This is a genomic window from Rickettsia endosymbiont of Culicoides newsteadi, assembly GCF_002259525.1.
GTDB lineage: Bacteria > Pseudomonadota > Alphaproteobacteria > Rickettsiales > Rickettsiaceae > Tisiphia.
In genome coordinates, this window is sequence record NZ_MWZE01000032.1 from 1 (window position 1) to 12,665 (window position 12,665).

Below are 12,665 nucleotides of genomic sequence, written 5' to 3' on the forward strand. Positions count from 1 at the left end.
GTTGTGATGATTCCAAAAATTGGCAAAGGTGATAAAGCGATGATTATCGAGTATAAAATTGCTAAATCCTTAGAAGATTTAGCTGATATAGCTAAATCTGGTTTACAACAAATTATTAATAAAAAATATGATAGTAAAATAAAAGAGCATTCACATGTAAAACAAATATTAAAAATTTCTATGGCATTTTGTGGAAAAAATATGGAGTTAGAATATGAAGTAACGAAGCTCTAATGATGAGCGTAAGCACTTGTATAATAAGCAATTGGGTATCTGACTGGGTTCGGAAATTGTTCACTACGCCCCGCCAGTTACTTATTACCCTTCCAGGGATTTTGTAATTTTATAAAGCAATTCATATGCTCCATATATGCTCCTTACGAATTGGAAAATAAAGAGTATATTTGTCCTCAACCCCTCTTTAGTATTGCTGTTCAGCTGGAGGGATTATGCAACAAATAGTCAACTCTTCCTCCATCCATACCGATATTATATCTTCTTGTATTGGTCAACAGATGGCTGGTTAAATGGATCGATTTTTAGGTAATTAGCAATTAGCATAGTACTAAACATTGTATGGATAATTTGATCTATAATTGCATACTCATCGATATGTACAAAATTCTCTAGCATCACTGGTCGCTTGACTTGCACTAATGCATTATATATATTGTTAGCATGAGCAGCTAAACTCCTCGCAATCTCTGAGTTCTCTTTATTGTTAGTAATAATTTTATAAAATTTATCATCCGGACCTTCTAAATAAAGTTGCAACTGACTATGCTGATCGAATGTCCCTTTGGCAATTATAGGGGTTATACCAAAGCCATTCTTACCAAGTGATTCAGCTGTAATTTGTTGTTGCCATCTACATAAACCATCTAATTGGTAACTGTAATTAAACATAACTAACATATGTCTATTTAAAGAATATTGATTGAGGTAATACGCAGCTATCTCACAAATATTATAGTCAATTGATGAGAAGTTGGTGACGTCGTCGCTCAATGCTCGCCTATTATTTATAGGTGTCGCTCTATCGCTCCTGCTATCTACTTCTCCTGAATTGACTATAGAGCCATCAAGGATAATATCTGATATTTTCTGGGAAGCAGCTGCAACAACTTTGCCTACATCAACTCCTGCAATTGCTGCTGGTAGTAAAGAGGCGTTAGAAATTATACCAAATCTTCCACTGCTTACATTATCATGCTCTAAACAATTTGCACCAAAAGATTTTGCTAAATTATATAACAAATTATTACTAAACGGTACTGTTACATAAACATTTTGAGAAGGAACGTGCAAAACTTCTAAAACATACTTAGTTAATAAATAGGTTTCATTGGTATTCCCAGACCTACTCAATGAAAAAAACACTGCCTTATCTAAGTTAACTACTGCCAATTTTTTATCAATTGCTAACTGATCTAAATTATCAAGATATATTAGCCTTTTAGTGGTTACTGCCTTCATACTTAGCAATGCCCTAATATTTAGGCAAGATGCACCAAAACCTATAATAATCACAGTATCATATTTTGCAGTAAGCTGAACGGCAAGATTCTTTATTTGATCTTGCTTAATCAGGTCAAACCTTAAGAAATCATATTTATTGGATTTAATCTGTAAAAGAAGATCGTTATATAGTTTGCTCAGCATTTAATCTCCGCTTAATAGATTTCCCCGCTTCTCGTTGTCATTCTTAGCAATGGCGAGAGTCTAGCCCCCTGCTTACGCAGGGGTGACACCACAACTGTTGAAAGTTAGAAGGTAAAGCGGGTTTTAGATAGGTTTTCTGTCATTGCGAGGCCACGCAAGTAGGTCGTGGCAATCCATCTTTGGTTACTTTTATGGATTGCTTCGTCGACCTAAGGTCTTTCTCGCTAATAGACGTTGACCACATACGATTTTTAAACTATCCGGTCTAAAACCGCTTCCTCTTCTAACTTTCAACAGTTGTGGGGTGACATTAAGTCGAGCAGGAATGACACTAAGTTGAGCATAAATGACATCCTTGCGTGTAATGTTAGCCCGGTTCTTTACACCTTTCATGTTAAAAATGTGTAGAGAACTTTAGATGGAAAGTTTGTTTCTCATCATAAGGTCGCTTCTTAATTGGCCAAGCCCAATCCATTCTGATAGGGGCAAAGCGAGTGACCCAGATAAAGCCAACTCCAACAGAAGCCCGAAGCGACTTATCATTATAAAAACTATCAGCTTTATAGGTACTTTTAGAATTTAATCTTACCCCCCACAGACTACCAGCATCTATAAAAACAGCACCAGTCAAATTAAAGTCTTCTGGTAAACCAGTCGGAAAATTAAGTTCTGTTGAAACTGTATAATATTTTTCTCCACCAAGACCTTCATTTGTTCTTTTCTCTCTAGAACCTATTCCACTGGCAGCAAATCCTCTAAGACTATAATCACCCAAATTAAAGCGATCAGAAATTCTAACAGTTTTACCTCCAACACCCATGATATTACCGACACTACTAGCAATTTTCAAAGTAAATTTATTATTGATAAAAGATTTAAAATACTTACCGTCTAGTTCATGTTTTAGATATTTATTATTACCTCCAACACCAGCAAATTCCTGGGTACCACTTATAACGTAACCATTTTTAGGAACAATCCTACTATCAAGTTGATCATAAGTGATAGTATGCCCAATAGCAGATGTTACGAATTTTCCCATTTGTTCATTTAAGAATATAGAACCCGGATTGCCTGGAGAGCTTAATACTTCTCTTTTAATAGTATGGTCAATTTCATGACTTAAATCTTCGGCAATATCATAACCAAGAGAGGTTTTGAGTCCTATAGATTTTAACGTATAATTTTGATCTCCTTGTGAAAGGAATGAAGTGCCACGACCGCTATAATTATTGAAAGCATTGAAACCTAGCGATAAGTCTTTATCAAGAAAATGAGGCTCGGTTATGCCGCCATAGTAGCTAATACTTTTTTTCCCTACTTGCACTCCAGCATTTAACAATTTTCCGGTACCAATTAAATTGCGTTCTAAGAATGATATACGTCCAAATGGTCCGCCTGCTGTATTATAGCCAGCATCAAAACTAATTGATGACGTTGATTTTTCCTCAACATCAATATTAATATCATATTTATCTTTTCGTTCTGTGGGCGTGACGCTAATAAGTACTTTTTCAAAATAATCTAAATTACGTAAATTTCGATCACCTTTCTCAATATAAGAACGATTAAATATATCTCCTTCAGAAATTTTAAATTCTCGCCTAATAACTTTATCTTCAGTTTTTAGATTATTAGTAATATTAATTTGATTAATATATACTTTATCTGCCTTATCTATCACAAATTTAACATCGACAGTATGATCTGGATTTTTACCACTTATATCAGGATAAACACTAATTCCTGGATAACCTTGACTGGCAAAATATGCAGTAAGTTTATTAGTTATTTTATTTAAACGATTAATATTGAATGTTTCACCGGAAGTAACATTAATATATTTGTTAATTTCATTTAGATCAATATTAGGCAGTTTATTGTCAATAGTAATGTTGCCCAATTTATATTTTGCTCCTTCACCAATAGAATAAGTGATGGTAAAATATTCCTTGGTTGGATTTAGCTCTGCTGTAGCAGAAATAACGCGGAAATCGGCAAATCCTACTGATTGATAAAATTCCTTTAGTAATTCTTTATCATACGCCAAACGATCTGGATCATAGGTATCATTAGTTTCTAAAAAACTAAACCATTTCGATTGTTTGGTTAGGATAACAGATTGCAGTTCATTAGTACGATAATTATTATTTCCTTGGAAATAAATTTGTTTAACTGTTGTTTTAGGCCCTTCTGCAATATCAAAAGTAACTCTTACTCGATCATTCTCAAGCTTTTCAATTTGTGGGGTGACAGTTGTCGAATAACGACCGGAACGTTTGTACATCTCCTTAATCTTCTCGACATCCAGTTGGATTTTAGCCCGACTCATTGATTCACCGGCCATAGTAAGCATTTCCTTCGATAATACAGAGGTTTTGATTTTAGAATTACCTTGGAATATTACCTTAGCAATAAAAGGAGTTTCTGAAACAGTAACTATCAAATTACCACCACTTACTAGTCTAATAGTTATATTCTCAAATAAAGATGTTGCGTAAAGATTTTTGATTGCTTCATCTGCTCTTGACGAACTATATTCTTCTCCAACTTGAAGCTTTAAATAATTTTCAATAGTTGAGGTTTCAATCCTTTTGTTACCTTGAATAGTTATTTCTTTAACATACTCAGCTGATAAAGCGGAGATATTATATAAAATAGTTGTTGCCAAAATAGCTATTTTAATAGTTGGTTTGACTTTTATTTTCACAAGAACCTTCTTTTCTTTAATATTTTAATTTTAGAGTAACGGATATGGTTAACTTAATTATTTAAAAACTAAGTTTTTTATATCATTTGACAGAGAAATTACAATAAGAAAAATAATTATCCCTATACCTAATCTTAGTATAACATTTTTTATTGCCCCACTAAGTGTTTTACCAAAAATTATTTGATATATTATAAATACTAAATGTCCACCATCCAGAACTGGAATTGGTAGCAAATTAAGTAAACCTAGATTAATTGATATCATAGCAACAAATAGGGCAAAGCTTGCTACTCCTTGTTCTAAAGATTTTCCTGATTCTTGGGCAATGGTAATTGGCCCACCAATTTCATTTAATGATCTTGTCCCCATTAACATTTGTCCAAAATGTCCTAAAATTAAATTTGAGATATAAATAACGTCTACGGATCCTTGATAGATACTTTGAAAAATATTCATTTTAATATAAATAGGCTCATTTTTAGCAATAATTCCTATATAAGGTCTTTTTAGATTAGGATGATTATCTAGTTTTTTCTCTACCGGAATTATAGAAATGTCTATAACCTCACCATTTCTGTCAACTAAAAGATGGAGAGGCTTGATTCCACTGGTTAATAGGTTGTTTTGTAAATCGGCGATACTGTTAATTTTATTATTATTCACTATAATAATTTTATCGTTTTTTGTAAGTCCAGCTAGTTCTGCAGGGGAATTAGCTACCACTTCACCAATTATTGGTGGTATCTCTATTTGACCGTGAGAAAAATAAATAGTTGTGAATATTACAATGGCTAAAAAGTAATTAGCTATAGGTCCAGCGGCTACAATTAAGAATTGGGCATAGAGAGGCTTGCTAAGAAAGGCGTAATGTGACGGATTCGGATGCTCTAAAGAACCGGATTCCCAAGATTTGGGTTTTTTGTATGTTGCAGGGTCAAATCCATAAATTTTAACGTAACCCCCGAAGGGTATGGCGCAAATTTTCCATTTTACGCCATCTTTGTCTATTTTAGAGAATAGTTCCTTGCCAAAACCTATCGAGAATTCCTCAACCTTTACCCCAAACATTTTAGCTACGTAATAATGACCAAACTCATGAACAAATACTAATAGGCTGATGGTCAGAATAAATCCGAATATTGATAACATACAACTCATTATTTTTTTAAGAGGTTTACTAAGTTATACTTTTTTGCTATAGGTAATAGATTAAATATGTTACAATACTGTTGAAAAATTTTATGACCTCAGCCAAAATTAACACCAAAACGATAGCACGCATTGCTGCGGTACAAGCAATTTATCAGTATAAACCGGAAGATCCTAAGTGCAACATAGAAAAAATCATACAGCAAATTATTCAATTCTATCAAGATGAGAGAGCGGCTAATAGTTTAACAACCAATCTAACAGCTAGTTTAAATAAACCAATAAAAGTAAAATTAAGTATAAGCCATTTTGAATTGTTAGTAAAGTCTGTAGTTGTAAATCTACCTCAAATTGATAAGATGATATCAAGGCATTTAACAGCTGAATGGCAAATTACTAGCTTACCTGTTCTGCTTCTTGCTCTTCTGCGTGTGGCAATTTGTGAATTACAATTTTTTCCAAATGTACCGAATAAAGTGGTAATTAATGAATTCACCGACATTACAAATGATATGTTGAGCGAGGGCGAGGTTGGTTTTGTTAATTCTGTATTGGATAGAATTGCTAAAATATCTAGCGAAAACTTTGAAGAGATTGCCGATCATGACATCTAACATATCAGGTTTTAGAGGTAAATTTGTTGCCGTTAAAACTGCAAAAAGGCGAAAAACTTCATCAAAAGAGTGGCTTGCACGCCAATTAAATGATCCTTACGTTGCTAAAGCCAAGCTTGATGGTTACAGATCCAGGTCAGCTTATAAATTGCTGGAAATTCATGAGAAGTTTAATTTGTTAAAACCAGGGATGAAATTAGTTGATTTAGGGGCTGCCCCAGGAGGGTGGAGCCAGGTTGCTGCCAAAATTATTAAATCTAATGATTCTCGTATAGTTAATTCAGGAAAATTGGGTAGCAGGAGTGATGGAGCAACGCCCACTAATATGATAATTGCTGTTGATTTGCTTGAGATTGAGCCAATTGTTGGTGTAGATTGTTTGCAAAAAGACTTTTATGCCGAAGATACTGAAGAGACTATTATAAAAATGCTAGATGGTAAGGCTGATATTGTAATGAGTGATATGGCTGCGAACACAACAGGTCATGCAACAACAGATCATATTCGAACTCTTGATTTATGTGAATATGCCCTTGATTTTGCCTTAAAAGTTTTAAAGCCGGGAGGGCATTTTATTGCTAAAATTTTTCGAGGTGGTACAGAAAATAGTGCCTTGAACAGAATTAAACTTAATTTTCATAAGGTTAAGCATTTTAAACCATCTTCTAGCCGTAAAGAGTCAGTAGAGATCTATTTAATCGCTCTAAGTAGGAAATCTGTATAATTTTCGCTTAAAAAAGTACCAAGAATAATAAAGTACAAAAGTCCCAACAACAGTATATGTAGAAAATAGAAAACCTTGGCCATCATAAAGTCCATGTGCTATATAAGAAGATAAAGCTCCAGAATAAATACCAATAGCACACATAGTGAAATATATTGCTAGTGCGGTTCTCAAATCTTGGGCTTCAAATTTACCGGATAATATTAATATATTACAAATAAAAATAGCACATAAACATACACCAATTGTAGAAAGGAGATAGATGTTGCCTATTAAAGTGACCCCATAGTGGGGTAAAAGAATAAAGCTGGCTAAGAGGATAATCATCAGTATTAAGTTAGCAAGATATTTATTGATTATTTTTAATGATAAAATAACAGGTGATATCAAGAAAAATATACTCATAAGAGTATAATGGGAAATAGTGTCTATCTTTGATACAGGAAAGTGTTTTTCTAAAGCAAATTCCTCATAATACCACAATATATCGAAAGTAATGTAAGATACCATAAAGCCTGTTAGAACCTGTAATTCTATGTTCTCAATTAAAAATGAAAATCTAGAAACTAAAATTGTATTTTTGTTAATATTATCTCTTTGTAAGCAAGTTATAATAATAAAACTATAAAGTGATACGCATAATAATAACCCATTTGTCGCTGATTCTAGAAATTCGGCTAGTAAATCAACGGTAAATTGTCCAGCTATCCATAGCAAAGAAAAGATAATAAGAGCAAAATATTTATAGTATTTATAGTTATTGGTTAATTCCACTATTTTGATGATAGTAGTGGTTATGTAAGTGTAGTAGGCGGATGCCATTATAATAAAATTGATTTTAAGGATGGTGTAATCCTTGATCATAATTAGGTTTAATATACCTATTATCAGTAAGATTAAACTAATAATGGTAGTTTTGTTGTCACTGATTTTATTAATTAATGGGGTTAAGAATAAACCAGCTATTATATAACCTAACATTTCGATTGATTCGATATGATCTAGCTGATCTCCAGATAGGCCTTTACTTATTAAAAAATCTGGTATTACTAGTGCATTGATGTAAGTAATACATGCGAAAAGAAATACACTAATAAATAATAGCAAAGCTGTTTTTAAATGATTATCTTGGGTCATAAATAATTGTTTGCTAAACTAGATTACATCGTATATAAATTTCTTAATAGAGAGGCGTTTAAGAAGTTTGTGTAATCAAAAGTACATTAGCTTATTCATTAAAATTTGTCTAATTAATTTTATTATGACCATGAATAAAATTTAGGTTTATAGAACAGCGAATTTGCGTAAGATGGCTAAGAAATTTCTAATGGTAGTTATTTATTAGGTTAGTGTACTTAAAACGATATGAATGTTTTTTAAATTTGTCATAATAAATAGATATTGTTTAATGTTGCTAGGTTTGCAAAATATTAGAGATGTACCTAGAAATTTACGAGTAAAAAATTAATGAGTAAGAAAATTATAGTTGATGCTAACTTTCCTAATGAAACAAGGGTAGTATTACTAAATCATAATAATAATATTGAAGATATTGAATATGAAACTGCGATAAAACAGCAAAACAAGGGCAATATATATCTTGCAAAAGTTATAAGAGTTGAACCAGCCTTGCAGGCTGCCTTTATAGATTATGGTCCTGACAAGAGTGGATTCTTACCTTTTACTGAAATTAGCCCATATTATTATAATATACCAGCATCCGATCTTAAATCTTTGCCTTCTATAAACAAATTACAAGAAATCTCTCTTTCAGATATTACCCAAGATGATCTTGTGGAGTCTGAAACAAAGAGAAATTATAATCTGATAATAGATAGTGAAGAAATTGATTTAAATGCTATAGAAAGATTAGTGGACGAAAAAATTCAGGTAGAATTTAATTTAGATGTTCTAGATAATGACATTGAAACAATAAATGTTGAGAGAAGTGATAAAGATGAAGAGAATAAACAAAAGCAATACAAAATTCAAGAAGTAATAAAAAAGGGGCAGATTCTGCTTGTGCAAGTTACCAAAGAAGAAAGAGGTAATAAAGGAGCGTCGTTTACCACCTTTATGTCTCTTGCTGGGAAATATTGTGTTTTAATGCCTAATACGCCCTCCCAGAATGGTGTATCACGTAAGATATCCAATGCTGATGAACGGAGGAGGCTTAAGAATATTGTTAGTAAAATAACTTCAAATAATAGTAGCAGCGTATCAAGTATTATAATTCGTACGGCTGGTGCTGGATGTACTACTTTAGACATCAAAAGAGATTATGATTATTTAGTAAAATTATGGAATAAAATTAGAGAGAGTACCCTTAAATCTATAGCTCCATGTTTTATACATGAAGAAGATGGGCTGATCCAAAAAGTCATCCGGGATATGTGTGATCATACGGTTAAAGAATTGATAATACAGGGTAGTGAATCATATCAAAACGCTGTAAGATTCATGAAGGATATATTACCTACCGATATTGGTAAGCTCAAAGAATACAAAAGTAAAGTACCAATTTTTACAAAATTTGTTATTGAGGAGCAGCTAACTAAATTATATCAGCCTGTTTTTGCTTTACCTTCCGGTGGGTATATAGTAATAAATCCAACAGAAGCCCTTATTTCAATTGATGTTAACTCAGGCAGAGCAACTGCTGAGAAAAATATTGAAGAAACGGCGTTAAAGACCAACTTGGAAGCTGCCAGAGAAATTGCTCGGCAAATTAAATTAAGAGATTTATCAGGCTTAGTAGTTATTGATTTTATCGATATGTATGATGCTAGAAATCGTAGAATTATTGAGAGATCTTTTAAGGAATTTCTAAGTCGAGATCGGGCAAGAATTCAAACTGCTAATATTAGCCAATTTGGTTTGCTTGAGATGTCTCGGCAAAGATTAAGACCATCATTTTTGGAATCGAATTCATCGATTTGTTCATATTGTAATGGCAAAGGGCTTGTTAGAGCAGATGAGTCAAATGCTATGTTAATTTTACGTACGATAGAGAATGAAATTTTTAATGAAAATATCGATCTAGTAAATGTTTTTGCTAATATTCATTCAGTCATCTATTTACTGAATAATAAGCGTTCAGAAATATCTCTAATTGAAGAAAAATATAATTTAAAGTTAAGGTTCCATGTTGATCCATCTGCCACTTCTGATAATTATTCAATTGAAAAAATAAAATTGCCAAAAAAATCTAGCCATGCTGGGGCTACTAGTAAACCATTAATTCAAAATCAGTCTTCTAATTATCAAGAGGAAAAGATTAATAAAGAGCCACCTACTAGTTCAAATCCTAATAGAAAGAAGCAAAAATGGAAAACTCCTGATAAGTTAGAAGCTAGTAGTGAGTTAAATAAAAATGTAGAAATAGCAATTGATAACGAAAAAATTGATAAAGAGGTTGTTGAGTCTAGTCAAGAAACTGATAAGGCATTAGTGGTAACTGAGTTGGACAATGAAAATGTTGTTGATACCATTAAGTCAAATCGTAAATATATTGATAAGAAATCAAGTTATACTCGTCCCCCTAGAAGGCGTAACTATAATAAAAACAAAGTGGCTGATAATGGGCAATCTCAGGAATTAGCTAAACAGGAGGGGGCTAATAGTTGATAAAGAGTAGCTTGAGTTTATTATTAATCGTCACTTACTTGTTTTTATGTACCTCTTGTAGTTTAAGACCTGTATATAGTAATAAATATAGTTTACAAGAATTAAGCCAATTAAGTGCTATTGAAGTTGAGCCAATAGACTCTATTGCTGGGGCAGAATTTTGTTACTATTTGTCTAGTATTCTACCAAAATCTACAACATCAACAACAAAGTATTTATTAAAGGTAAAATTTACCAACAAAATTTTACCGCTTATTATTAAAAAAAATTCTGATGTGTTAAGAGAAACAGTAAGTCAAACTATTCAATATAGGTTAGTTGATGTTGTGACTAATCAACAGGTTACCTCAGGAACATTCCGTCATGTGACCTCTTATAGTACAGCTTCTTCACCTTATCATAGTTATTTAGATAATGATAAGGCATTGGAAGACCTTACAAAACAAGGGGCGAATGAGATACTGGAAAGATTAATTTTATATTTTAAACAAAATATCATTAAAGCAAAATAGCATTAAAGATGAAATTCTATCTATCACAAACTATGCAGCTACTTGATAAGGTAGAAAATGGACAAATTAAGGCTCTGTTACTTTATGGTCCAGATAAAGGGTATATAGATAAAGTTTGTAAAGCCTTAGTAAAGAAATTTGATTTACTAAAAACCTCTATAGAGTATTCAGAGATTAAATCTCGGCCGCTTGAAACTTTAGTTAATACCCAAAATTTCTTTATGCAAAAACAATTGATTACTGTAAGATCAGTTGGAGAATCTATAGATAAATCTTTAAAACTTGCTCTTAGTAAAGATTCAATACATTTCTTAGTGTTTATTGCTGATGAATTATCAACTGCTTCTAGCATACGTAAGTTCTTTGAAACGGAAACTTATTTGGCTTCTCTAGCTTGTTATCATGATGATGAACAAAAAATTGCTAAGATAATTTTACATAAATGTAATAGTGTAGGGAAGGTTATAAAAGAAGATGCTGTTAACTATTTAGCAACTCGCCTAAAAGGTGACCATCAAATGCTAGTTAGTGAAATCGATAAATTAACATATTTTACATTTGATAAAGAGCAAATTACTTTAGATGATGCACGGCAGGTAGTTAGTGATGATTTTATGGGAAATGGGGATAATTTATGTGCTTGTTTTTCCTCAAAAGATGCTGATAATTTTTTACAAGAATTCAATAAATTAAAACAACAAAATATTAATGAAGTGCTAATTATCAGAGCATTAATCAGATATTATCTAAATTTATACATCATATTGAGTAAGTTAGAAATTGGTATTGATATAGATGTGGCGGTAAAATCACTATCCCCACCAATTTTTTATAAATATGTGGCAAGTTTTAAAAAAGCTGTAAATAAGCTTAAATTAGAGGATTGTATTAAAACACTGAAACATTTGCAGCAAGCAGAAATTGATTACAAGCTAAATCCAGTTGGCTTTGATATATATCAACAAATTTATGTTAAAGTTAATCCGATTAGTATTTAACCAAACTCACAAACGTTATTGCGAGAAGCTACTTTAGTAGCGACAAAGCAATCCATAAAAGTAACCAAAAATGGATTGCCACGACCTACTTGCGTGGTCTCGCAATGACTTATAAGCCTATAACTTGTAATCGCGAGCGTATGTGAGCATGGTAATCCAGAAGCTTGTCAATTGCTTCGCTGCTTTACGGTTTTACTCGTAATGACAGCATGATACCAATAGTTAGATATGGTCTGGTATTTTAGAATGATCCCCTACTAAAACTGGTAAATCTTCCCAAACATCGAGAACAGGCTCTGCATTAGATGATACATTAAGAAGGTCAAATTTATTCCACTCTGAAAATTCGACTGAAGATGCTTGAAGAATAGGAGAGCTTATAGAAGGACGAGGACTCTTACAATTATTCTTAGGAGGAGAAAATGAACGATATAGCTTATTAAACCTGCTTATAGGAACCGCATCATTGCATGTATTTGGATCATTATAGAGAACGTTCGCTGAGCTGTGTCAGTATAGAATATCATAGTTTAAAATTCAACCTATCAGGGAAGAAAATATCTAGCTGGGAAACGGTTACCGCCCAATCTGGGATTGGCATATTCCACTTTGCTGTAATCTGTTTTATAGCACAAAAAACCAATTTGAACAAGGCATTTTCACTTG

At 32.5% G+C, this 12,665-nt stretch carries 10 protein-coding genes and 1 pseudogene; 6 read left to right on the plus strand and 5 right to left on the minus strand.

Going from position 1 to position 12,665, the window contains the following annotated elements:
- The coding region (locus tag RiCNE_RS03450) for a PD-(D/E)XK nuclease domain-containing protein (RefSeq protein ID WP_192866927.1) at window positions 1–234 on the plus strand (234 nt) is incomplete at its 5' end.
- Between the two features lie 255 nt (window positions 235–489).
- On the opposite strand, the gene RiCNE_RS03455 is transcribed toward RiCNE_RS03450, so the two are convergent.
- The 3 genes from RiCNE_RS03455 to rseP form a co-directional block, all read right to left on the minus strand.
- A complete protein-coding gene (locus tag RiCNE_RS03455) occupies window positions 490–1,662 on the minus strand; it encodes a hypothetical protein (RefSeq protein ID WP_094649225.1) in 1,173 nt (390 codons plus the stop codon).
- Window positions 1,663–2,056: 394 nt separating this feature from the next.
- On the minus strand, window positions 2,057–4,366 hold the full coding sequence (gene bamA / locus RiCNE_RS03465) for an outer membrane protein assembly factor BamA (RefSeq protein WP_094649234.1): 2,310 nt from the start codon (window positions 4,364–4,366) through the stop codon (window positions 2,057–2,059).
- Between the two features lie 63 nt (window positions 4,367–4,429).
- Complete coding sequence (rseP, locus tag RiCNE_RS03470; protein WP_094649235.1) at window positions 4,430–5,524, minus strand: RIP metalloprotease RseP; 1,095 nt, start codon at window positions 5,522–5,524, stop codon at window positions 4,430–4,432.
- Window positions 5,525–5,616: 92 nt separating this feature from the next.
- On the opposite strand from rseP, the gene nusB reads away from it, so the two are divergent.
- Both nusB and RiCNE_RS03480 read left to right on the plus strand, forming a co-directional pair.
- Entirely contained in the window at window positions 5,617–6,138 is a 522-nt protein-coding gene (nusB, locus tag RiCNE_RS03475) for a transcription antitermination factor NusB (protein ID WP_094649227.1), read from the plus strand.
- Window positions 6,128–6,862 (plus strand): RlmE family RNA methyltransferase, encoded by a 735-nt coding sequence (locus RiCNE_RS03480; protein ID WP_094649228.1) that lies wholly within the window; start codon window positions 6,128–6,130, stop codon window positions 6,860–6,862. The genes nusB and RiCNE_RS03480 overlap by 11 nt, the downstream gene beginning before the upstream one ends.
- On the opposite strand, the gene RiCNE_RS03485 is transcribed toward RiCNE_RS03480, so the two are convergent.
- Window positions 6,842–7,999 carry a hypothetical protein gene (locus RiCNE_RS03485; RefSeq protein WP_094649229.1) on the minus strand — a complete coding sequence of 386 codons (1,158 nt, stop codon included), beginning with the start codon at window positions 7,997–7,999 and terminating at the stop codon, window positions 6,842–6,844. The two genes, RiCNE_RS03480 and RiCNE_RS03485, sit on opposite strands and share 21 nt — an antisense overlap.
- Window positions 8,000–8,329: 330 nt before the next feature.
- On the opposite strand from RiCNE_RS03485, the gene RiCNE_RS03490 reads away from it, so the two are divergent.
- The 3 genes from RiCNE_RS03490 to holA are packed head-to-tail and all read left to right on the plus strand — an operon-like array spanning window position 8,330 to window position 11,999.
- On the plus strand, window positions 8,330–10,489 hold the full coding sequence (locus tag RiCNE_RS03490) for an Rne/Rng family ribonuclease (protein ID WP_094649230.1): 2,160 nt from the start codon (window positions 8,330–8,332) through the stop codon (window positions 10,487–10,489).
- On the plus strand, window positions 10,486–11,001 hold the full coding sequence (locus tag RiCNE_RS03495; protein ID WP_094649231.1) for a hypothetical protein: 516 nt from the start codon (window positions 10,486–10,488) through the stop codon (window positions 10,999–11,001). The genes RiCNE_RS03490 and RiCNE_RS03495 overlap by 4 nt, the downstream gene beginning before the upstream one ends.
- An 8-nt stretch (window positions 11,002–11,009) precedes the next feature.
- Window positions 11,010–11,999, plus strand: coding sequence for a DNA polymerase III subunit delta (gene holA / locus RiCNE_RS03500; protein ID WP_094649232.1), 990 nt, complete (start codon window positions 11,010–11,012; stop codon window positions 11,997–11,999).
- A gap of 523 nt (window positions 12,000–12,522) precedes the next feature.
- On the opposite strand, the pseudogene RiCNE_RS08565 reads toward holA, so the two are convergent.
- A pseudogene (locus RiCNE_RS08565) lies at window positions 12,523–12,665 on the minus strand (IS256 family transposase); the annotation flags it as partial.

Bases quoted from the DNA above. Each gene is read 5' to 3' on its own strand.
- RiCNE_RS03485 (WP_094649229.1), bottom strand. From the start codon at position 7,999: ATGACCCAAGATAATCATTTAAAAACAGCTTTGCTATTATTTATTAGT.
- RiCNE_RS03480 (WP_094649228.1), top strand. From the start codon at position 6,128: ATGACATCTAACATATCAGGTTTTAGAGGTAAATTTGTTGCCGTTAAA.
- RiCNE_RS03490 (WP_094649230.1), top strand. From the start codon at position 8,330: ATGAGTAAGAAAATTATAGTTGATGCTAACTTTCCTAATGAAACAAGG.
- nusB (WP_094649227.1), top strand. From the start codon at position 5,617: ATGACCTCAGCCAAAATTAACACCAAAACGATAGCACGCATTGCTGCG.
- rseP (WP_094649235.1), bottom strand. From the start codon at position 5,524: ATGTTATCAATATTCGGATTTATTCTGACCATCAGCCTATTAGTATTT.
- holA (WP_094649232.1), top strand. From the start codon at position 11,010: ATGAAATTCTATCTATCACAAACTATGCAGCTACTTGATAAGGTAGAA.
- RiCNE_RS03455 (WP_094649225.1), bottom strand. From the start codon at position 1,662: ATGCTGAGCAAACTATATAACGATCTTCTTTTACAGATTAAATCCAAT.